General features: G+C 44.7%; 28 protein-coding genes. 23 read left to right on the top strand and 5 right to left on the bottom strand.

What is annotated here, in order from left to right:
- Nucleotides 1-160 precede the first annotated feature (160 nt).
- Nucleotides 161-406: a hypothetical protein gene (locus M3630_RS12310; RefSeq protein WP_251252300.1), complete on the top strand. Its 246-nt coding sequence runs from the start codon at nucleotides 161-163 to the stop codon at nucleotides 404-406.
- On the opposite strand, the gene M3630_RS12305 is transcribed toward M3630_RS12310, so the two are convergent.
- On the bottom strand, nucleotides 391-705 hold the full coding sequence (locus M3630_RS12305) for a hypothetical protein (RefSeq protein WP_251252299.1): 315 nt from the start codon (nucleotides 703-705) through the stop codon (nucleotides 391-393). The two genes, M3630_RS12310 and M3630_RS12305, sit on opposite strands and share 16 nt — an antisense overlap.
- A gap of 92 nt (nucleotides 706-797) precedes the next feature.
- Between M3630_RS12305 and M3630_RS12300 the strand changes: the two genes are divergently transcribed.
- The 15 genes from M3630_RS12300 to M3630_RS12230 all read left to right on the top strand — a co-directional run bounded on the left by M3630_RS12300 (nucleotide 798) and on the right by M3630_RS12230 (nucleotide 11,643).
- On the top strand, nucleotides 798-1,019 hold the full coding sequence (locus M3630_RS12300) for a hypothetical protein (RefSeq protein ID WP_251252298.1): 222 nt from the start codon (nucleotides 798-800) through the stop codon (nucleotides 1,017-1,019).
- 57 nt (nucleotides 1,020-1,076) lie between these two features.
- The gene (locus M3630_RS12295) at nucleotides 1,077-1,625 is read left to right on the top strand and encodes an XRE family transcriptional regulator (RefSeq protein ID WP_251252297.1); all 549 of its coding nucleotides are present in this window, start codon (nucleotides 1,077-1,079) and stop codon (nucleotides 1,623-1,625) included.
- Entirely contained in the window at nucleotides 1,618-2,049 is a 432-nt protein-coding gene (locus M3630_RS12290; protein ID WP_251252296.1) for a hypothetical protein, read from the top strand. The genes M3630_RS12295 and M3630_RS12290 overlap by 8 nt, the downstream gene beginning before the upstream one ends.
- Before the next feature lie 50 nt (nucleotides 2,050-2,099).
- Complete coding sequence (locus M3630_RS12285; protein WP_251252295.1) at nucleotides 2,100-2,342, top strand: hypothetical protein; 243 nt, start codon at nucleotides 2,100-2,102, stop codon at nucleotides 2,340-2,342.
- Nucleotides 2,326-2,547, top strand: a complete 222-nt coding sequence (locus M3630_RS12280; protein WP_251252294.1) for a hypothetical protein — start codon at nucleotides 2,326-2,328, stop codon at nucleotides 2,545-2,547. The genes M3630_RS12285 and M3630_RS12280 overlap by 17 nt, the downstream gene beginning before the upstream one ends.
- 453 nt (nucleotides 2,548-3,000) lie before the next feature.
- Nucleotides 3,001-3,852 (top strand): hypothetical protein, encoded by an 852-nt coding sequence (locus M3630_RS12275; RefSeq protein WP_251252503.1) that lies wholly within the window; start codon nucleotides 3,001-3,003, stop codon nucleotides 3,850-3,852.
- On the top strand, nucleotides 3,815-4,603 hold the full coding sequence (locus tag M3630_RS12270) for a PD-(D/E)XK nuclease-like domain-containing protein (RefSeq protein WP_251252293.1): 789 nt from the start codon (nucleotides 3,815-3,817) through the stop codon (nucleotides 4,601-4,603). Before M3630_RS12275 ends, M3630_RS12270 begins: the two co-directional genes overlap by 38 nt.
- A 19-nt stretch (nucleotides 4,604-4,622) precedes the next feature.
- A complete protein-coding gene (locus tag M3630_RS12265) occupies nucleotides 4,623-5,630 on the top strand; it encodes a hypothetical protein (protein ID WP_251252292.1) in 1,008 nt (335 codons plus the stop codon).
- Nucleotides 5,563-6,414, top strand: a complete 852-nt coding sequence (locus M3630_RS12260; protein WP_251252291.1) for an ATP-binding protein — start codon at nucleotides 5,563-5,565, stop codon at nucleotides 6,412-6,414. Before M3630_RS12265 ends, M3630_RS12260 begins: the two co-directional genes overlap by 68 nt.
- A gap of 22 nt (nucleotides 6,415-6,436) precedes the next feature.
- Nucleotides 6,437-7,834 (top strand): replicative DNA helicase, encoded by a 1,398-nt coding sequence (dnaB, locus tag M3630_RS12255; RefSeq protein WP_251252502.1) that lies wholly within the window; start codon nucleotides 6,437-6,439, stop codon nucleotides 7,832-7,834.
- Complete coding sequence (locus tag M3630_RS12250) at nucleotides 7,822-8,031, top strand: hypothetical protein (protein WP_251252290.1); 210 nt, start codon at nucleotides 7,822-7,824, stop codon at nucleotides 8,029-8,031. The genes dnaB and M3630_RS12250 overlap by 13 nt, the downstream gene beginning before the upstream one ends.
- A complete protein-coding gene (locus M3630_RS12245; RefSeq protein WP_167385124.1) occupies nucleotides 8,028-8,186 on the top strand; it encodes a DUF6906 family protein in 159 nt (52 codons plus the stop codon). The genes M3630_RS12250 and M3630_RS12245 overlap by 4 nt, the downstream gene beginning before the upstream one ends.
- Nucleotide 8,187: 1 nt before the next feature.
- Nucleotides 8,188-8,643, top strand: coding sequence for a DUF1064 domain-containing protein (locus M3630_RS12240; RefSeq protein ID WP_251252289.1), 456 nt, complete (start codon nucleotides 8,188-8,190; stop codon nucleotides 8,641-8,643).
- Between the two features lie 20 nt (nucleotides 8,644-8,663).
- Nucleotides 8,664-9,434, top strand: coding sequence for a hypothetical protein (locus tag M3630_RS12235; RefSeq protein ID WP_251252288.1), 771 nt, complete (start codon nucleotides 8,664-8,666; stop codon nucleotides 9,432-9,434).
- Nucleotides 9,435-9,621: 187 nt separating this feature from the next.
- On the top strand, nucleotides 9,622-11,643 hold the full coding sequence (locus M3630_RS12230) for a DNA cytosine methyltransferase (RefSeq protein ID WP_251252287.1): 2,022 nt from the start codon (nucleotides 9,622-9,624) through the stop codon (nucleotides 11,641-11,643).
- Here the strand turns inward: M3630_RS12230 and M3630_RS12225 are convergent.
- Nucleotides 11,640-11,855 carry a hypothetical protein gene (locus M3630_RS12225; protein ID WP_251252286.1) on the bottom strand — a complete coding sequence of 72 codons (216 nt, stop codon included), beginning with the start codon at nucleotides 11,853-11,855 and terminating at the stop codon, nucleotides 11,640-11,642. The genes M3630_RS12230 and M3630_RS12225 overlap by 4 nt on opposite strands.
- 317 nt (nucleotides 11,856-12,172) lie before the next feature.
- Nucleotides 12,173-12,505: an Imm8 family immunity protein gene (locus M3630_RS12220; RefSeq protein ID WP_251252285.1), complete on the bottom strand. Its 333-nt coding sequence runs from the start codon at nucleotides 12,503-12,505 to the stop codon at nucleotides 12,173-12,175.
- 101 nt (nucleotides 12,506-12,606) lie between these two features.
- Between M3630_RS12220 and M3630_RS12215 the strand changes: the two genes are divergently transcribed.
- The 3 genes from M3630_RS12215 (at nucleotide 12,607) to M3630_RS12205 (ending at nucleotide 14,324) form a co-directional block, all read left to right on the top strand.
- Nucleotides 12,607-12,903 carry a hypothetical protein gene (locus M3630_RS12215; RefSeq protein WP_251252284.1) on the top strand — a complete coding sequence of 99 codons (297 nt, stop codon included), beginning with the start codon at nucleotides 12,607-12,609 and terminating at the stop codon, nucleotides 12,901-12,903.
- An 805-nt stretch (nucleotides 12,904-13,708) separates the two neighbouring features.
- Entirely contained in the window at nucleotides 13,709-13,975 is a 267-nt protein-coding gene (locus M3630_RS12210; RefSeq protein ID WP_251252283.1) for a hypothetical protein, read from the top strand.
- 16 nt (nucleotides 13,976-13,991) lie between these two features.
- Nucleotides 13,992-14,324 (top strand): hypothetical protein, encoded by a 333-nt coding sequence (locus M3630_RS12205; RefSeq protein ID WP_251252282.1) that lies wholly within the window; start codon nucleotides 13,992-13,994, stop codon nucleotides 14,322-14,324.
- Between the two features lie 29 nt (nucleotides 14,325-14,353).
- On the opposite strand, the gene M3630_RS12200 is transcribed toward M3630_RS12205, so the two are convergent.
- Both M3630_RS12200 and M3630_RS12195 read right to left on the bottom strand, forming a co-directional pair.
- Nucleotides 14,354-14,650 carry a recombinase family protein gene (locus M3630_RS12200; RefSeq protein WP_285860500.1) on the bottom strand — a complete coding sequence of 99 codons (297 nt, stop codon included), beginning with the start codon at nucleotides 14,648-14,650 and terminating at the stop codon, nucleotides 14,354-14,356.
- Nucleotides 14,651-14,701: 51 nt separating this feature from the next.
- On the bottom strand, nucleotides 14,702-14,875 hold the full coding sequence (locus M3630_RS12195) for a hypothetical protein (protein WP_251252281.1): 174 nt from the start codon (nucleotides 14,873-14,875) through the stop codon (nucleotides 14,702-14,704).
- 136 nt (nucleotides 14,876-15,011) lie between these two features.
- Between M3630_RS12195 and M3630_RS12190 the strand changes: the two genes are divergently transcribed.
- The 4 genes from M3630_RS12190 to M3630_RS12170 all read left to right on the top strand — a co-directional run bounded on the left by M3630_RS12190 (nucleotide 15,012) and on the right by M3630_RS12170 (nucleotide 19,218).
- The gene (locus M3630_RS12190) at nucleotides 15,012-15,398 is read left to right on the top strand and encodes an ArpU family phage packaging/lysis transcriptional regulator (RefSeq protein ID WP_251252280.1); all 387 of its coding nucleotides are present in this window, start codon (nucleotides 15,012-15,014) and stop codon (nucleotides 15,396-15,398) included.
- A gap of 80 nt (nucleotides 15,399-15,478) precedes the next feature.
- Nucleotides 15,479-16,417 (top strand): type II toxin-antitoxin system PemK/MazF family toxin, encoded by a 939-nt coding sequence (locus M3630_RS31165; RefSeq protein WP_353057233.1) that lies wholly within the window; start codon nucleotides 15,479-15,481, stop codon nucleotides 16,415-16,417.
- A 764-nt stretch (nucleotides 16,418-17,181) separates the two neighbouring features.
- A complete protein-coding gene (locus M3630_RS12175; protein WP_251252279.1) occupies nucleotides 17,182-17,643 on the top strand; it encodes a hypothetical protein in 462 nt (153 codons plus the stop codon).
- A gap of 279 nt (nucleotides 17,644-17,922) precedes the next feature.
- The gene (locus M3630_RS12170) at nucleotides 17,923-19,218 is read left to right on the top strand and encodes a site-specific DNA-methyltransferase (RefSeq protein WP_251252278.1); all 1,296 of its coding nucleotides are present in this window, start codon (nucleotides 17,923-17,925) and stop codon (nucleotides 19,216-19,218) included.
- The last annotated feature ends 11 nt before the right edge of the window (nucleotides 19,219-19,229 follow it).

Here is a 19,229-nt window from a genome sequence, read left to right as displayed (position 1 = left end):
ACTGCATAGAGCGCCGAAGAGCGGGAGCGAGCGAAGATATGAGCCGCACCATAATACATTCCACCATTTCACCAGGTAAGGGTGATAACAAGGTCAAGGTGGGGTCACTGCCAAGACTCGACGCTGCATGCAGTTGTGTGATGAAAGCGAGGTGAAAATAGTGTTCGCTGAAAAAGAACTTCATGTAATCAACCATTTACTGACACTGGCATTACAAAACAGAAAACTGCGTGACAACCCAGACAAGATAAGTGATGAAACAGCCGAGTTAGCAAATCAAATTATCAATAAGATAATTTGGGGAGAAAGAGCCGCCGCGGTGGCGACGGCACATCCTTACGGTGATAGTGACAATGGAATTTTAGTTTCAGGAGAGCCAGCATCGAATTGTCAATACCGTGAATGACCTAAATGTTCATGAATCCAGTCCCAAGCCTTTTTCTTGAGCCATCCCTGATAGTTTTCATTAGTGAGCTTAATAACTAAACAGAAGTCATTATCGTCCATAGCACTTTTCATTCTGTCACGTATCTGAGTAGCGTTCAGGGTTGAGTCAACAAGCCAAGTTGAATCCAGATAATGCCACCAGGCACCGCAAGACTTAATTTGCTCGTAGAGTTTGTCATAGCTTTGTCCTGATTTATTCAAATCGTAGGTAATAAGATATACCGCCATATTCATCACACCACCTTCCGTCTCTGGCATCAGAAGAACGCCACTCGCCAAAGTTCACGTTCTTCCGACAAACAATTTCGACAGAATGGGTGGAAAGTCCTACCAAAAACAAGGGGGTAACCATGTCAATCATGCTCCATAAAGGTTATGTGCAGGCTGCGGATCAGTTAAAACAAGCACTGGCTAACTATTGTTACGAAGTGAAAAAGGCAGCACCTGAACTAAGTAGTCAGGCAGATCAACTCATGCAGAGTGTATTGATTCAGGATAACGTCATCTTCAATTTACTGAACAAAAGAAAGCCCTCGGCTCATATGGCTGCCGAGGGAGAGTCTGGAAAGTGAGCTTGGAATCATTGTACACCGAAAACAGAATAACGCTGGTAAGGATGGTGCGAACACATGAGCGACTTTGGTAGACAGTTAGGTCAGTCACTTCAAGAGGCTGGCATGACACAGTTAGCTTTCGGTTTTGAAGCTAACGTAAGCCGAGAGGCAGTTTCTTCATACACCACGGGGAGAATTTTGACACCGCCCGATGTTAAATCGAAAGCTGTACAAGTGACAAACAATCCATTTCTTTCAATTGCAGCAGCACATGAGTCCTCAGCAGGTACAAGCCCAGTCATTTTGGATGGCGACAATGTGGAGCTGAACAGGCACACCGTTGTTGCTAAAACGGTAGAGGAAGTCGAGGAGTTACTACTAGCAATAAGGCGGGCCCAGACCATCCTTGTAAAACCGCCGTCCACATGGAGTAGATCAGAAAAGCATCAGATTGAACACTTGATCCAAGAGACATTGGACGTTGTTACATCCACAACACACATGGCGGCGGTGATTACGAAAGAATCGAAGTTAGGCTGGATAGCTCAATGGACGAAGCACAAAGCAAAGCTTGTGGGCAAAGGATTTATAAAAGTGATGAAAGGGGCAGGACGTCATGAGTAATCAGTACATCGTTTTTGATAAAGACCAGTTGTTCATAGTAATTGGAGCATTGGTTAAGGAAAAGGTTAGGTTTGACCGTGAGGGTGACGTTTGGCAAGGCAAACGGATCATTTCAACCGCAAATACACTGTTCGAAATGTACTGCGGTAAGCCTGGGTACTTGGATGAAGAACAGCTTGAACACTCTGCGGTGGCATTGGAAAGAGCGGTTGAAGATAGTAGGGGATTGTCAGACAGCAAGGCGTCAGAAGCTTTATGGCTAGCTTCTCGACTGCGAGAGATAAGGGTAAAGCGGGAGAGTCGATTTCTTAAAGCACCTTATGTAATGGTGAAGGGCAAGCGGAAAGCAGTTTTATTAAAAGCGAGAGAAGTCGCGGCATTCCTGAAATACGAAAAAACCGCCCGCAGCGAACGGACGGCATAAATCAAAACTCATTGGAAGAATACCACAACAGTGTAGGGGAGGACAAGCCCATGAGTAAATCGCTTTTAGATAGAGGCATTATCGCAGTAGAAAACATTGATTCGAAAGGGGATCGCTGGGCCGCATTTACGGCAAACGGAAGTTTGAAAATCAGCGAATTCTCCAAAGTGACTGAGGGGCAAGAGGTTATCTTGCAAAACTGGGACGAGATTGAGCGTCTACGCAACTTTTTAAATAGCTTGAAGCCAGTAAAAAAGCCAGAGAAGGTTGTCATTCATGCAGCAACTGCTTGACCTTCCGGAGTACGTCGAACGGACAGAGCCGAACAGACAGCGCCAATTGGAACCCTTAGCTTTTGATGTTGATGACAGCGGGCTTGAATGGACGGTAAGGGATGTTATCGAAGAATTGGAGCTTCTTGTTGACGGGAAAGCAACGATGGACCATAAGGATTTCGTAGAGGGGATAAGGGAACAGGCAAGACGCTTGATAAAGTAACGCGGGCTTCGGCCCTGCGTGGAAAATTCGGTCGACCTTTAAAAATCTGAGAGTCGCATGTGAGCTGAGTTTTCCACGGAGGTTCGAACCTCCAAGTAATACATAGCGAGGTAGAGACGTGGCGTAGGCAAGGAACTACAACTGCCGTAGAGGTTGGGACGGTGGCGCCTCGCGACCAAATCGAGAGGAGGTGTGAAGAGTGGGGCAAGTGGCAGAAATGATTCTATCTGGTTTGCTTTGCCAAGTATGCGGGGCATATATGGAAGATTTTGAGGAACCTGGACATCCAAGAACTTGCGAGGATTGCCAAGAAGAAAAGTAAAAGACCCAGCGCTGCAACGCTGAGTCTGATTCGAAGCATTTTACCACTTAGCAGTATCGTAACGTCAACGAGCTGAAAGTGCAAGGAGGCGGAGCTATTTGAGTCTACAACAGTTTGATCCAACGGAATATATGCAAGCATCTTCGCAGCCAAAAACGGCGGGGACAGAGGCGCTTATGACAAGACAGGCGCAGGAAGTACAAGCTGCAATGGTGATTGCAAAGCGGTTTCCGCGGGATGAAAACGAAGCATATGGTCGCATTATGAAAGCTTGCAGCCGCAAGATACTTGCTGAAAATGCGATGTACGAATATCCAAGAGGCGGACAAAAGGTTACAGGTCCATCCATTCGTTTAGCAGAAGTGCTGGCTCAATGCTGGGGAAATATCGACTCAGGGATTATTGAGCTGGAGCAGAGAAATGGGGAGTCATCGGTTATGGCCTATGCTTGGGACCTTGAAACGAACACTCGCCAATCAAAAACGTTTACCGTGAAGCATGAGAGGAAAGCGCGCGGATCGATAAATAAGCTAGATGACCCTCGGGATATTTATGAGCTTGTAGCAAATCAGGGAGCTCGCCGGGTTAGGGCATGCATTCTCTCGGTCATACCAGGCGACATTGTAGATGCTGCGATTGAGCAATGCAAAGTGACACTTGTTGCAGGTCATAAAGAGCCACTCTCGGATAGGGTGAGAAATGCACTTGTGTTGTTTGAGAAGGAGTACAGCATTTCAAAAGAAATGGTGGAAAAATACATCGGTTGTAAGGTAGATGCTTTCTCGGAACATGACTTCATTCGTTTAGGAAATGTGTATCGTTCGTTAAAAGATGGTATGGGCAAGCGTGAGGATTACTTCGATATTCGATTATCTCAGGAGAATGGATCGAAGCTGGAAGAACAATTCAAACAACAACAGCAAGAGCTAGGTGGTGCAAATTCAGATGGTGGAGCTGAACAATCAGAACTACCACTCGATTGAGGCTGATCTAGATTATATGAGCAACAGCCAGTACAAGGACTTCATTGAATGCGAAGCTAGGGCCGTGGCGAAGGTGAAGGGGGCTTGGATAGAGCCACCAAGCGATGCTTTGCTAATTGGTTCATACGTACATGCTTGGGCCGAAGGAGCGCTAGAAGAATTTAAGGCGAGCAACCCGGCATTGTTCACAAAAAAAGGCGAACTGTATGCACATTACAAAGTCGCAGACAAAATGATTGAAACATTGGCAAATGATCCGTTTATAACTTTCCTTCTGCAAGGAGAGAAAGAAAAGATCATAACAGCAGAATTTGCAGGAGCGATATGGAAGGCAAAGCTGGACGTTCGACATGCAGAAGGAGAACGGATCGCGGATATCAAGACAGTCAGGGATATCCGGGGGAAGCACTGGGATAAGGAACTCGGCTGCTATGTCTCATTCGTTGAGGCATACGGTTATCTGAGGCAGATGGCGCTTTACGTGGAGTTGGAACGAATCTATCACGGTCGCAGCCATTGGTACGATCCTTACATCATCGCTGTTTCCAAGGAAGACCCACCAGACAAGGAAGTAATCAGCATGGATACACACCGGATTGAAGATGAGCTGGCTGAGATAGAACGGCGTATGCCTCGAATCATTGAAGTAAAGTCTGGTTTCACGGAACCAAAAAGATGCGGCACCTGCCGATACTGCCGTGAAACAAAGAAGTTAAGCAAGGTCACTCATTATATGGATTTAATTGCTTGATATGCCGAGGGGGCAGGGGATGGGCATAGCAGAGTACGGGACAACGGGGTTTTTGGTCCTTCCCCGTTTGTCTTTCCGGAATAGAAGGGACAAGCTGTTATTCGCTGATTTGATGGAACGGGCCAGCTACAAGGATGGTGCTGGGCAGAAGCGAGGCGAGTTGGAGTTTAATGCAGCGGAGCTTCAAAGGGAAGTAGGCTGGACACGCAAAGAAATCACCACTTCGTTAAGCCATCTGGTAAAGGACGGGCTGATCAAAATTTCGCCTGCAAAACGCAAGAGCGATGGAGTTATTATCACGATTTTGCACTACAGCAAGATGCAAGATTTGAGCACTTACAAAGTGCAAAATTCCTCCGAAAAAGGGACAAAGGAGGGACAATCAACTGACAACGAAGGGGCAATCAAGGGTCAATCAAGCGAAAGTGGAAATCCTTGTGGCTCTAAGGATGAAGGGGGTTCGCAAATGAAAGAAGGGACAATCAAGGGACAATCAAATGCTCATGAAGGGACAATGGAGGGACAATCTTTATTTATTAAACAACAAGAACAGCAGTATGAACATAAGAACCATTTAAAAGACTTACCCGAGCAGTTGTCGAGAATGGAGCATGTGGAATCCTTTGTTGACTCGCAAATGCTCGCCAACCCCATATCCACATTGCCGAGAAAACTCTTCGTTGAATATTTCAACACCATTCGCTTGAAGAGGGCAACAGGTCGGATTGCAACAAGTAAAGCTGTGAAGATATGGGATAAGCTGCTGACCTATTGGCAAAACAAAAAATTGGCTGACACTCCTGACGGGCGTGCTGCCATCATCCTATACGCTTTGAGCATTCACATTATGCAGTATGACGACAAGGATGAAAAGTACACCTATGGGATTATCCGCAGGACAACAGAGCATGAAGCTCGCCGGAAGATGCTGAAACTCAGAAATCAAGGGGGTGCTGGTCGTGAAATCGCTCCAACAGGTACTGACTCAGGGCGAGCAGAGTATCACCAAAAGCGACGAAGTTTCTAAGCCACCTGCTAGGGAATGCCCACATTGCAAAAAATTGCTTGAGCCTATCCAGATTGCAATACTGGGTCAAACCCGATGGGGAACTGTTACTTGCCCCTGCGAGACAAAGGCAAGAGAAACCCTTGAAAAAGAAAAACGGAGGCGCGAATGGTTGACCCTCTGCCACGAATTCACAAGCCGGGACAAGCTGCTTCCAAAAGCAACTCTAGAAAACTACGAAAATCGTATGGGATGCACGAATGCCAGTAAGATCGCGAACAACTTTGTGGATACATACAGCGAATGGCAAAGTGAACGCCCAGGATTGGGGCTTTACTTCAACGGATCAAATGGGTTAGGCAAAACGCATCTACTCACAGGGATTTATAAAGCGTTGTTGCAGCGGAACGTTTCAGCAGTGTTTATGACCACCTACCACATGTTCCAACGATTCCGAGAGGTTGCAAAGGTTGACGATTACGAGTATGAAAAGCGCCTTTTGAAAGTTTTGTATAGCTGCGAGGTGTTGCTTTTGGATGACGTCGGCGGTGAGGTCCCATATGATTCCCGGGCTGAGAAACTACTCGATGTAATCAACACTCGAAGCCAAAAGAGGCCCATTATCTACTCGAGCAATTTCACACAAGCAGGGCTTGAACAGTGGATGGGAAACCAGGGGAAACGAATTGCTGATCGCATTTTGGAAAATGCCATCACGATTACGTTGGATGGCGAAAGCAACCGGGGCCTAATTAACGATGAGCACCATGACTGGCTTTCTGGAAGGGTGAAAGGGCTTGGATAACACTGTCGAACAAACCGAAACCATGGGGCATGTGCTAGTGAACAATCAGGCTGAGCAGAGTGTCATTGGAACCATGTTCCTGAACGAAACCTATTTTCCATATGTCTACTCGATTTGTAAGCCAGAGGACATGTATTCGCCGCACCACAGGCAAATTTACCAAGCTATGGTTGAGCTTAAACAAGAAGGCAATCCAATTGACCTTTTAACGGTGACAGCGCACCTGCAAGACCGCAAGCTGCTGGATGAAGTCGGCGGTGTTACGTATCTTACGGAAATCGCCAGTTCAGTTCCAACTGCTACAAACATCGAATACTACGCTGGAATTGTTCGTGAGAAGTCCAACCTTCGAAAGATATACCTCGCAGCACTTCGGATACCTAGCCTGATCGAACAAGAGGTCAACCTTGATATGGCTGTAGAGTACCTGGAAAAGACTTTGCAAGAGGTCGTTGTCAGCTCAAATGGAAAAGGTTTCCGCCAAACAAAAGATGTTCTCCTGAATGTCTACGATGCTATCGAGCAGAACGCGAATAATGGGGATGGCGAGGTTACAGGAATCTCAACTGGATTCAAAGACTTGGATCGGATCACGAGAGGGCTGCAAAGATCGGACTTAATCATTATCGCTGCTCGTCCATCCGTTGGTAAAACTGCCTTCGTTCAAAACATAGCACAACGTACTGCGGAAAAAGGTTCCGCCCCGGTAGCGATTTTCTCGCTCGAAATGAGCGCGGAGCAGTTGGTGCAGCGCATGATCAGTTCAGAGGCTAATATCGAGGCGGACCGCTTACGAACAGGACAGCTAGAGGAGGAGGATTGGCTAAAGCTCACAGAGGCCATTTCAAACCTTTCTAAAAAGCCAATATATATCGACGATACCCCAGGTATTACGGTAAGCGAGATTAAAGCCAAATGCATGCGCCTCATGAACGAACACGGTGGGCAGTTGGGTGCCATAATGATTGACTATTTGCAGTTGGTTCACTCACGAGCAAAGGCAGGTAGCAGGCAGGAAGAGGTATCTGAAATCTCACGGACCCTAAAGGCGATCGCGCGTGAGCTGAATGTGCCAGTTGTTGCACTGTCTCAGTTGAGCCGTGGAGTAGAGCAGCGACAAGACAAACGCCCTATGATGTCTGATATTCGGGAGTCAGGATCAATTGAGCAGGACGCCGATATCGTTGCTTTCCTGTATCGCGATGACTACTACGACAAGGAAACAGAAAACAAGAATGTCACTGAGGTCATCATTGCAAAGCAACGAAACGGTCAAACGGGAACGGTAGAGCTTGCATTCCTGAAAGAGTTCAACAAATTTGCTGATCTTGACCATCGTTTTAAAAATAGTCAGATGACCATGATCGATGTCTCCGAGGATGAAGATGAAGAGGATGGCGACAAAACATGGAGGAACTAGCCGAAGGGCTGTCGGGTGAAATTCCAGTAAAGGTACCAATTCCTCAGCGACTACAGTTGATACAAAACGACAAAGAGCGGTCAGCAGCAATGCGCCAATGGTGGAAAGCTTACGCAGACAGGTATCCGGAATTTAAAGCAGATCGGTCGGACAAGGATTTCGTTTACATGGTGAAACGGGGAGGAGAGCAGACATGAAGCAAGGCAAACGCCCAAACAGGCGGCAAAAAAAAGAATTGGAAGCACGTAATTTAAACCCTGCAAATTGGCTGGTTGAGCGCGATAGCACGACAGAATTGGTTTTGATCCATCGTTTCTCCGGTAATACCAAGACGATTAAGAAAGGGGCATAACATGAAGCGCAGAGCCAGAGCAGCCAAACAAGAAACAGATAAACCAAAGCTGCCCAAATATAACAACAAGATCACCTTTGTGGATGGTATCAAGTTCGATTCCAAGGCTGAGTCAGAGTATTACCTTGTTCTAAAAGATAAGCTGGCTGCTGGTGAAATCCAGGACATGCGGCTGCAACCTGTTTACGTGCTTCAGGAAAAATGCCACCGAAATGGCAAGAATCTGCAAGCGATAACATACAAAGCGGATTTTGAAGTTCTTCACCTGAATGGATCGCTGGAGGTCATTGATATCAAGGGTGAAGAGACTGAAGCTTTCAAGATCAAAGCAAAAATGTTCATGTACAAATATCCAAATATGAAATTGACATTGCTTAAAAAGGTTCAGAAATACGGCGGTTGGATCACCACTGACGAGTGGAAAGCAAAAAAACGTGAAGAGAAAAAAGCCATATAAACCAAGGGAGAGTGTGGAAAATGAGCAAACACGCACAATTTACGGCAGTAGTAAAGAAAATGGCAACGGATGATAAGAAGATTGTTGTGAACTTGGAAATGGTAGGGAAGCCTGATCCATACGATTTGGCGGACATTGTGGACATGGTTGGGGACAAAGTAGTTGTACGTCTTGGAAATCCACAAATGGCAATGAATTTTGACGAGGATGGAAGAGAAGAACGTCGTGGTTTATCTGTCACAACCGATCAATCTGGCGTGGTGACACAAGTTAGCGGAGACAATGAAGATGAACATGACGATTATCACGAAGATACCGATGACCAGCAGAACGAAGGTTCAGAGGGTGAAGGGTCTGAGCATGATGAACAAGCTGGAGAAGAAGGTGACGAATCATCGGAAGACGGGGAAGGTTCTGAAGACAATCCAGAAATCCAAGCTACGGGTACAGAAAATGACAACAAACCTAATCCAGAATCACAAGGTCAGGAAGAGCCCAATGATAACACAACTGACAGCGATCAGGAGGAAGATAAACAAGATGCTGCTGCTGCAATCGACAAAGAAGAGCTGGAAGCCTTCATTTTGAGCGGACAAGCTCCAATATTCGATGAATTTACGTTTGATTTCCCGGAATTGCTACAGCGCAAAAAGAATGGGGAAACATGGATCATAATTGCTAAGAGTCTGGGTGTAAGCTCCACCAAAGTAGCATCTGAATTACGTGAATATAAAAAGCTGGTCGCGGAACATATGGCGAAGCAAAAAGGTGAGGAACAGGGGGCAGCGTAAAGCTGCTCCTCTCCCTCAGAAAGGCGGGATCATATGACAGCCGTTAAACCAGCGCCAGATCACCCTTGGAGACGTGGATTCCCTAAGACAGCCTATCAAAAGAGGATCAACCAATCCATCGTTAATCCTAAAGTAAACAACTGGAAGGTAGGCGGAGCAGTGCCGCCTTGGAACGGGAGGAAATAGCATGGTTGAACATACAGCTGCCGTTCTCTTTGGCGGAATCGGCGGGGCATCCGTTGGATATATGCGTTCGAAAATTGAATATGGCGGTAAGATTCATAAATTCCGGTTACTTTGCTCAATTGATTACGACCCTGTTGCTTGCAAGAATCACGACAACATTACAGGCGAAAATACCGCCGTAGTAATGGATCTTTTCACACGAGAACAATACATTGATTGGAACGGGCACGAACCATCACCAGAATGGCAAGAGGCCACACCATGGGATATGTGGGTAGCGTTCGGATACCAGATTCCATACTTCCTCTTTACCTCTCCACCATGTAAGGGCCTGAGTGCTCTACTACCCAAAGAATCCGCTGAATCAAAGAAATATCAGGCTTTAAACCAGCTAACCTTACGCGGCATCGAGTTGTCCCTACGAGCTTGCTTGGAATACGGCGGCGGAGTGCCAGCGTTCATCCAAATGGAGAATGTGCCACGGATTCTAACGCGTGGCAAAGCTCTGCTTAAGAAAATCGAGAAGCTGCTAAAAAAGTTCGGATACGAAGTGAATATGCGAGCTGACCACAACCTCGGGGAGATCGGCGGCTTAGGACAGAATCGAGTCAGATTTTTGATTCTGGCGAGGCATGTAGTACAGGTTCCGAATTTTGTATACATCCCGCCGAAGAAGGCTTTGAAAACAATAGGCGATATTATCGGGCCTCTCCCAATGCCAGGGGATACGGAAACAGGAGGGCCGCTGCATAGACTGCCACGGCTTGAATGGAAAACGTGGGTACGCCTCGCACTGATTCGAGCGGGTGGTGACTGGCGAGACCTACAGAACATCCCGTATGAGCAATACAGAATCGTTCATGAGCCTCGTAGTGGAGCTTGGGGTATCGAGGGCTGGAACACTACAGGGCGCACCGTAACGAGCACAGCAGGCCCCGGAAGAAGTAACGGTGTTTCCGCATTATCCGACCCGAGGCTTTCGATTAACGGGGCGGGGAAAGCGAATCTATATCGGGTGCAATCGTTTGAGCAACCAGCGGATTGCATCACCGGAGCCGTGGGACCATCGAACGGAGCTGCAAGTATTTCTGATCCAAAGCTCAAACATCGAGAAGGACGACACCCGGGCGTTTACCGGATTGTTGGGCCAGATGAAACGGCGCCATGCGTGACAGGAACAAGGTTCGGTAGCGGTGCAATTGCGGTCGCTGATCCGAAGGTGATGACAAAGCTGCATCCCGACAGTTATGGCGTACAGGACTGGGGTAGTACTTCCAAAACGGTTCGCTCTGCTTCTCGAATCATGCAGTCTGCGGCAAGCATTAGCGATCCAAGAGTAGTTAATCAATATCACGATGGAGCCTACAAAGTGAACGATTGGGAAACTACTTCTCCTACCGTTACTACTGGAAGTGCTTCAGCCGGCAGCGGGAAAATTATCAGCGATCCGCGAATCTCCGATCGCCCTGGGCGTTATACGGATAAGTACCGCATGCAATCAATGGATCAGCCAGCCGCAACAGTGACTGGCGTAACAGATGTACAGAGCGGCGCGCAACTCGTAGCCGATGTCAGAATGACATGCAGCCCGCGTTCAGGAACGATGGGAGTTACCGCTTGGGAAGATTCATCCCCAACGGTCACGGGTAGCAGTGACATACATTCTGGTTCCTCTGCCGTCGCTGATCCGCGACCAGTTCCACTCGATACTGATAGAGGCGTCTGGATCATCATTGCCGAGGATGGGACATGGCACAGGCCACTTACAACCTATGAGCTGGCTATGCTTCAAGGATTCGATACTCACTTGCCTGATGGCCGTCCGTTCCAGTTGGAAGGGTGCAGCGATGCAAAGTCTCGGGAGTATATCGGGAACGCAGTACCGCCAGCATCGGCTGAGGCAATGGGACAAGTGATCCTTTTGGCAGCAGCGAAGGCAGAAGCAAACGTTGGATTCGAACTGAGTTGGGAAGATATTTGGGTCGATTCTGACAGAGTAGAAGTCCCAGCATTGGTTCACTAAGGATAGCGGCGTCCATGACTACCAAAAAGTTCGTGGACGCCTCCATACACACGAACAGGAAGGTCTGGAAACACAATGGCAACATGACCAGCATCGAGCTGTAGACGATCGGAATCTTGTTCAATCACATAAGGTATCTCCATAGCATCCAAGGCCTCTTTCAAATAGCTGACTTCAGACCATTCGACCGAGTAATAAAACGACTTTTCCACGTGACCAACTCCTTCGTCATCATTATGCCACGAGGAGACTGGAACAAAAAAGATGGGTACAGAAGCTCAATTAAGTTAAATCACCCGTCGCTTTTGCTAAAGTCCGTATAGACGCTCCATAGTCCAATAACTAAAAAAAGGATACCAAGTAAACCGTACTTCAGGCTAGTTATCATTAAATAAAGACCATTCAAGCAGATTACAACTGAAACTATTTTGTGCAAAGTTGTTTTTTTCATAAAATTCACCTATATACAGTATTTTACAAAAAATGTATCGCGAAATTTGTTTATTTACAAATTGCTCAGGGAGGTAAATCAGCTCTCGGATTCCCATCTAGCGTATCTCCAAATTGCTTTGATGGTTTCATCCCAATTGTCCCTGTGGCAGTTTGTAAGGAGTTGGCGAATCTTGGTTTCTATTTTAGGAAGATTGAAGTCGGATGAGATAAGAAGCCCTCTACCGAGCTCAATATCATCTTCAATCATTCTAACTAATCGTTTTGGGCTTATAGCGGAAAAATAAAAAACTTCAGTACCGGGCTCGTCTTCTGGACCAATAAATGCTTCAAGGTGGATTAGAAAATCATCGGGATTATCACCCCAATCTTCATAGCTTATATGTAAGGTAACTAACTTTGGGTTGATCATGATGATACCCCCTGAATGAACTGTTAATTATACCCATTCTCTCATAGGGGGTAAGAAACAAGGAAGATTTAATTTAACAAAATGTGTAGGGAGGCAAATACATGGATTTGAAGGCATTTCGTGAAGATGGTCATGGTGCTGTAATTCAATTTGTTGGACGAAAAGACCAATTTAAAAGCAAGGAAGAGTTCTTAGAGGAATGCCTCGATGAGTTTGAAGATGAACTGGAAGAATACGAGCCAGAAGACTTGCCAGCAGTAGCAGACGTTAAGGAAGGGCACTGCAAATATTATTCCGTAGTACCGGAAGATGTTGATATCGATATGGATAGCGGCTATATGCTATGTGATCCTTCTGAGGACGGATCATTCGAGGTCTATTACATCGATTTAAATTAATAGTTATTGAAAAAAACCCTTCAATAAAAGGGCTGGTAAATACGATGAGTATCTGTGTCGAATACAACATCAACTTTAATGTCAGATGAGTATGCGATAATTTCGTAGTCAAAAAGCTTACAAAACACATGAGGGAAATCACTTGTTTGTTCACTCTGCTCTAAGGCAAAAGTGAACATATTCTTCAATTCATGCAGTTTGTGTTTCTTTCCATGAAGGATAATTTCATCAGTAAAGTTACCTGTCACTTCAATCAACATCTAATCATGACCGAGTGCTAATCAGTCGTTATAGCAACAAATGATAACTACCATTTTACAACAATTTGAAGTTAACACAACGGTAATTTTATGAAACGCTGACCTAATACCCAGTCCAATCTTCGTTCATATACGGAAGGGTTAGTAAAAACAAAAAAATAACAGTAAGAGCAAATAACAATGCGTATATCCATCTAGCTTGGAAAGGTTTTGTGTTCAGGATTAGAATCCATCCAATAAAAAGGATCAATATGATTGTCATATGAGAGTGCTCCTTTCGATAGGAATTACGGAAAATGGTGATTATTGGTTACAAAACACACGATTTGTTAAACAGGGAGGGATACTAGGATGAATACCTATACAATCAGATATGTACGAGGACACGAACCAGGTACATACGTAACCTCGATTCGAGCAAATTCCGAAGAAGAGGCAATAAACATTTTTTACGCAAACAATCCAAAATGCTATGTTGTCTACCAATAGAATCGCAGCAGAAGGATGAAAATAACATTACGTTTGTACTCAGGGAGGGGAACAAGATGGATGGGTTGTGCTGCCCAACGTGTGGGTGCCAGAAACTAACTCATTACATTGGTGGCGTATACGAATGTAAATTATGCGGGCGGAATGTGAACCAGTTCGAATTAATACCAACTGAGCAGTTCTTGGAACAGGATATGTCGGTGGAGGAAATCAAAGCATTGATAGATATCAAATTGGATATGATGCTGCTCTTTCCAGAGGACAAAGCAGCGCTTATTGATGACATAAAGAAACTGCGAAGCCGGATTTCGGAAGACGCTTAAATAGGAGGGGAACGGGATGCAAGCAGGACGTGAGTTGGATTTAAAAGTAGCAATGGCCCTTGGTTGGAAGGTGTCTGAAGGTGATGGGATATTTTTTGATGAGGACGGCCACGTGATCGACGAACCTAAATTCTCGACCAGTTGGGAAGGCATGGGCGTGCTGGTGGAGGAAGCGAAGAAGGAGGAGATTTACCTTGATTTTGCGCACACACCCGATGGCGGCTACTGCGGTTTTGCTGGAGTCTTTAAAGACGGGAAGTATCAAATCGATCATAATACACCAGCAGTAGTTGGTGCTCCGTATGCCGTCTCCTTGGCTTACTTGATGGCAAAGGGTATCGCTGTTTAACAAAAGAGAAAAAGTGATTCCATTCAGAATCACTCAGCAAAAACCAATGGTACATTCATATGAGTAGCAAGCTGCATGAACTTCCCCAATTCAACAGGGTTACGAGAGATTCGCTCTGCACTATGACAAATTACCTTGTTAACCAATCCAGCCTCTATGTCCGCAATCAACTGAGACAGGCCTGGACGGTCCGAGTCAATGGTTTTAACATCGATTTCTATGTACACCTTATGGGCTACATTTTTGACATGCGGCATGCAGGACTCCATTTGTTTTTCGGTCTTTCTAAAATCATGTGATGCAGTTCTGATGAAAACAGCAACCATTATGATCACCTCAAGAAAATAGCATCATGTATCAAACCTATCACAGTGCTTCTACTCCAACTCCAACGATATAACATTTTTGATACCCTGCAACATTTCGCGCAGCACTTCGGGAGATAAATCTACATCACGATCACAGTAAGTATCGACGTCTTCGATCATGCTTCGAACTTGGGCTAAAACTTTATCTTTACGTGCTAATTGCTCTAACAAATTTTCGGGCATGGTTCGGACCTCCAAAAGCGTTCTTATGCCAAGCTTACATTGCTCAGAGAGAAAAAAATAGCCCCCAGCAGGGAGCCCGTCTATATGTTCGGCAAAAACATTATAGCACGGGCTGCCACGAGGGGGAATTGGAAAGATGAGCGCACAAGAGCAACTGTCATTTCTGGAACCAGTAGATGAAAAAGAAGTCAGAAAGGCTGTTGTCAAAGCATTAAAAGAGTATAAGGCCCTTCGTGTTGCCGTACAAAATAAACAAGAGCGACAGGAGAAGGGTATCGACCAACTGTTTCCACGGCTTCAAAAGTCTGAGTCCACGAATGAGTTGAAAGCAAGACAGATTGAAAGGGCATTGCAGTATTCGTTGGATGAAGTAGAGCGTCAGATCATCGAAGAGAAGTATCTGAGCACATCTAGGGTCAAGGATATCAACGTATATCTGGACTTAGGTCTGACAAAAGACCAATTCTACACAAAAAAGAAAGAGGCAATCATGCAAATTGCTACGGCACTCGGGATGATCTGAGTGCCGCTTATTTTTCTAATACAATGTTTGTTATAATATTTTTAATAGACTTGCACTAATTCATTATAGGGGAAATGATTATGGATATAAAACGTGGTGATATTTTTTTAGTCGATGTGTCTGTTGGAACCGGAATGAAGCCCTTATTGTTAGAACAAACATCTGATGTTCGACCTGTAGTGGTAATACAAAATGATATTGCAAATAAATATGCGCGTACTGTTATTGTTGCGGTAATTACAACAGCAATATCTGAGCCTAAATTACCTTCTCATGTAAAACTATATGGAGAACAAGGGATATTGGAAAATGCCGTTATTCTCCTAGAGAATATTCGGACTATTGACAGGCTTAGATTGGTTAAGAAGATAGCAGTACTTGATTCAGAGACACTTGCTAAAGTAAATGACGCTTTTTTATTTTCTGGAGGACTGAATGACAGTTTAACGAGGCATGAAGAAACTGATGAAGAACGAGAAGTTAAAAATTATTACAAATTCATCAAGGGAAAGGTAATACGGGATACTTTTGAAGATTATGTTCACGAATTTAAGGCACCAAATGACCCAACAAAGCCAAGGAATATAATAAAAAATGAAGTTGGGGAATATATTGTTGGATACCTAAATGGTGAAGGTGGTCGAGTGTTTTTTGGCGTCAAAGATAATCGCATTGTTGAGGGAATACAATTGTTTTCGCATGAGCAGGATGATATAAGATGTCTCTTAAACAATAAAATCCGTGGTATTAAACCAACAATTTCTCCGGATCACATTAAAGTTGAATTCCATCCTGTTTATGATGAAGAGAGTGACGAAAAAATTCCCAATTGGTATGTTCTCGAGGTAATGGTGAATAGAAGATATGACGAAGCAGCGATATATTTGGAAGATGGTAAGAGATTACACATAAAAGGGAATGGAGTAAACAATTCTTATAAAGAGATACTTGAAATGTTTAGCTTTGTTAAGAAGCGAGCATTTGAAGAATTTAATAGGACCAATAAAATGAGGGATTAATAATCAACTTGTAAAGAAATTTAATGAGATTCACTTCCAATAGCTTAACAAAAGTACCCAATAATCACCGGGTACTATTTTTTTACCCACTTTGTTCAAATATTGGGTTCGATTAAGGGGTGCAAAAGTAAGAGAAATCCGATAAAAAGTAGGATAAAACTTGGAGAAAAACCCGGACAAAATCGGGGATAAAAGGCAGGACGATTTGAAATGGTGGAATCGGTAATCTTTAGTCAAGAGCAAGCGAGATCGGCTCTTGGGAGATACCGTCTATCCCTTATCAATGGCGTACCTGAGCGAATCTATGGGTGATGACGAATGTGACCTTACGAGAGGGGGACATTCTGAGCCTGAACGCACCAGTTGCGACGAGCGTAGCAGGGAACCATGCAATTATTTTTCATTGTATGCATTACAGCGGTTTTCAAGTTTTGGGAACCCCTCTCGGAGCTTTAGAAAATCGCGAATTACTCTGCTGGGATATATCGGACAGGGGATGACATGCGAGACATAAGGCTTTGGCCCCTCGCCCCTTGTCTGATATCTCTCATATTCGAATACGCCGATCCTATCCCAAGTGTGCAGAAGCGTAGCATTGGCTATAATCCAGAAAATTTTAAATAATACAGTTGTGTTGTTTTGGGATGCGTGCTATGATGTCTTCGTCAGATGTAAATATATGGAAAATGTATTGTTTTAATTTGTAGGCCTTCGTACACACCACGGTAGTCAATAAAACAATTCGGTAAATAGGAGTGTGGATTATGATTAAAAAGATAATGACTTTGGGTGCAGTTGTTTCCGCATTGACTTTCGGTTCGCAAGGTGTCTTTGCAAGTGATATCAAACAAACTCAAAGTCAAACTCTACAATTGAATCAAGGGCAGAGTAAGGTTCAAGTTAAAAATCAAATTCAGGACGACGCTTTCTATTGGTTCCATCTTTCAAGATTAGATAGCATAGCTTCATCAGGAACATTCACTATCGACTCAAAAACGTCAGTTAAGGTAGTAGCTTTTACTGGTAGTGTAAATCCCGGTACGCCTGCATTCATTGATGCAAAAGTCACTATTGTTACCCCATATGGAGATAACTTCCATATGTCTTTATATGGGAATCAATATAAAGAAGGATATTTTGTACTTGAGCCCGGAACCTATTATTTAAAGTGCACAAATTATGCAGGTCGTCCTATTTTTATGAACGTAAATTTATATAAAAATTAGTATTTTTCCGATTTTAGTAAATGAAGGAATAAGTGCCTTCATGGAGGTGGGTGAGATGTAGTTCGCCAGTATGCTGACTTAGTGACAGGAGAAATCTATTACTTAGAGGAAGTGCTGCGCCGGTCGGACGAGATCGTAAAGGTTTTTCGTCCAGTGGTCGTAGCTCAAAATTTGTGAAGATAAAAGCCAGCCAAAAGGCAAAGCGACGGCTCAGAAAGCTGTCACTCGCTAAGGCTGGCTTTTTCATTCTTACTGTGTCTTAAGGAAGGATTGAATAGCATGGACATACGGAAAATTCCAGTCTCTATGATAAGAGCTGCAGAGTATAATCCACGGATCGACCTGAAGCAGGGTGATCCTGAGTACGAAAAGCTGAAACGGTCCATCGAGGAATTTGGCTATGTTGAGCCGCTTGTCTGGAATGAACGAACAGGAAACCTCGTTGGTGGTCATCAGCGTTTTAAAATTCTTATAAACGAACAGCAGGCCAAAGAGGTTGAGGTCTCAGTCGTTGATCTGGATCATACTCGGGAAAAAGCACTCAATCTGGCGCTGAACAAAATCAGCGGGGACTGGGATGAGGAAAAACTGGCCTATGTACTTGCTGAGCTACAGGAAAGTGATTTGGATATCTTACTGTCTGGTTTTGAAAATGAAGAAGTCACGGAACTACTTGGTGAATACATGGATATCCATGTAGAGGAACCGGTCGTTGATGACGATTTCGATGTACAGCAGGCTTTAGATGAGATCCAGGAGCCCGAGACTAATCAGGGAGATATATGGCGACTAGGAAGGCATCTACTCATGTGTGGAGATTCTACCAGTCGACATGATGTCCAAGAGCTCATGGATGGAGTAAAGGCAGACCTGGTTGTAACTGACCCGCCATATAACGTTGCATTCAAGAGTGATTCTTCAGAGCTTGCTGCAGATGGTAGGGCGAGCATCATGAACGATGATATGCCAATGGAGCAATTTGAGGAGTTTCTAGGGTACATCTTTCAGAACTATTCGGACCTAATGGATGACAAAGCGGCGATTTACGTATTCCATCCGTCCAGCTATCAACGTGAGTTTGAAACGAAAATGAACGAAGCAGGTATTGTCGTACGTACGCAATGTGTCTGGGTAAAGAATGCAGCTACTTTTGGATTTGCTCAGTACAAGTTCAAACATGAACCGGTATTTTATGGGCATTTGAAAGGACAAGCTCCGGCATGGTACGGCGATCGCAAGCAGACTACTGTGTGGCGGTCTGGTCTACTAGGTGAGCAACAAGAGCCACATTCAGTCTGGGAGGTCTCACGTGGTGACGTCAGCAAGTACGTTCATCCTACCCAAAAGCCACTCGAATTGTTGGCAATACCGATTGGTAACAGTAGTCAAAAGGATGACATCGTTGTAGATCTCTTCGGCGGTAGCGGCTCAACACTCATGACTTGCGAACAAATGGGGCGTAGCTGTAGAACCATGGAACTTGATACGAAATTCTGTGATGTCATCAAGAGGAGGTTCTTCGAAGCAACAGGCATTGAACCTGTGCTCATAAGAAGACTTGGAGAAGCTGCTTAAAATAGCAAAAG

The sequence above is a fragment of the Brevibacillus sp. MER 51 genome (assembly GCF_023714195.1).
GTDB lineage: Bacteria > Bacillota > Bacilli > Brevibacillales > Brevibacillaceae > Brevibacillus.
Note: the sequence above shows the minus strand (reverse complement) of the source record. Positions and strands in the feature narration are given on the sequence as shown.

Coding starts and splice junctions, on each gene's coding strand:
- M3630_RS12305 (WP_251252299.1), bottom strand. CDS start 705: ATGCCAGAGACGGAAGGTGGTGTGATGAATATGGCGGTATATCTTATT.
- M3630_RS12300 (WP_251252298.1), top strand. CDS start 798: ATGTCAATCATGCTCCATAAAGGTTATGTGCAGGCTGCGGATCAGTTA.
- M3630_RS12295 (WP_251252297.1), top strand. CDS start 1,077: ATGAGCGACTTTGGTAGACAGTTAGGTCAGTCACTTCAAGAGGCTGGC.
- M3630_RS12290 (WP_251252296.1), top strand. CDS start 1,618: ATGAGTAATCAGTACATCGTTTTTGATAAAGACCAGTTGTTCATAGTA.
- M3630_RS12285 (WP_251252295.1), top strand. CDS start 2,100: ATGAGTAAATCGCTTTTAGATAGAGGCATTATCGCAGTAGAAAACATT.
- M3630_RS12280 (WP_251252294.1), top strand. CDS start 2,326: ATGCAGCAACTGCTTGACCTTCCGGAGTACGTCGAACGGACAGAGCCG.
- M3630_RS12275 (WP_251252503.1), top strand. CDS start 3,001: ATGCAAGCATCTTCGCAGCCAAAAACGGCGGGGACAGAGGCGCTTATG.
- M3630_RS12270 (WP_251252293.1), top strand. CDS start 3,815: ATGGTGGAGCTGAACAATCAGAACTACCACTCGATTGAGGCTGATCTA.
- M3630_RS12265 (WP_251252292.1), top strand. CDS start 4,623: ATGGGCATAGCAGAGTACGGGACAACGGGGTTTTTGGTCCTTCCCCGT.
- dnaB (WP_251252502.1), top strand. CDS start 6,437: ATGGGGCATGTGCTAGTGAACAATCAGGCTGAGCAGAGTGTCATTGGA.
- M3630_RS12250 (WP_251252290.1), top strand. CDS start 7,822: ATGGAGGAACTAGCCGAAGGGCTGTCGGGTGAAATTCCAGTAAAGGTA.
- M3630_RS12245 (WP_167385124.1), top strand. CDS start 8,028: ATGAAGCAAGGCAAACGCCCAAACAGGCGGCAAAAAAAAGAATTGGAA.
- M3630_RS12240 (WP_251252289.1), top strand. CDS start 8,188: ATGAAGCGCAGAGCCAGAGCAGCCAAACAAGAAACAGATAAACCAAAG.
- M3630_RS12235 (WP_251252288.1), top strand. CDS start 8,664: ATGAGCAAACACGCACAATTTACGGCAGTAGTAAAGAAAATGGCAACG.
- M3630_RS12230 (WP_251252287.1), top strand. CDS start 9,622: ATGGTTGAACATACAGCTGCCGTTCTCTTTGGCGGAATCGGCGGGGCA.
- M3630_RS12220 (WP_251252285.1), bottom strand. CDS start 12,505: ATGATCAACCCAAAGTTAGTTACCTTACATATAAGCTATGAAGATTGG.
- M3630_RS12215 (WP_251252284.1), top strand. CDS start 12,607: ATGGATTTGAAGGCATTTCGTGAAGATGGTCATGGTGCTGTAATTCAA.
- M3630_RS12210 (WP_251252283.1), top strand. CDS start 13,709: ATGGATGGGTTGTGCTGCCCAACGTGTGGGTGCCAGAAACTAACTCAT.
- M3630_RS12205 (WP_251252282.1), top strand. CDS start 13,992: ATGCAAGCAGGACGTGAGTTGGATTTAAAAGTAGCAATGGCCCTTGGT.
- M3630_RS12200 (WP_285860500.1), bottom strand. CDS start 14,650: ATGGTTGCTGTTTTCATCAGAACTGCATCACATGATTTTAGAAAGACC.
- M3630_RS12195 (WP_251252281.1), bottom strand. CDS start 14,875: ATGCCCGAAAATTTGTTAGAGCAATTAGCACGTAAAGATAAAGTTTTA.
- M3630_RS12190 (WP_251252280.1), top strand. CDS start 15,012: ATGAGCGCACAAGAGCAACTGTCATTTCTGGAACCAGTAGATGAAAAA.
- M3630_RS31165 (WP_353057233.1), top strand. CDS start 15,479: ATGGATATAAAACGTGGTGATATTTTTTTAGTCGATGTGTCTGTTGGA.
- M3630_RS12175 (WP_251252279.1), top strand. CDS start 17,182: ATGATTAAAAAGATAATGACTTTGGGTGCAGTTGTTTCCGCATTGACT.
- M3630_RS12170 (WP_251252278.1), top strand. CDS start 17,923: ATGGACATACGGAAAATTCCAGTCTCTATGATAAGAGCTGCAGAGTAT.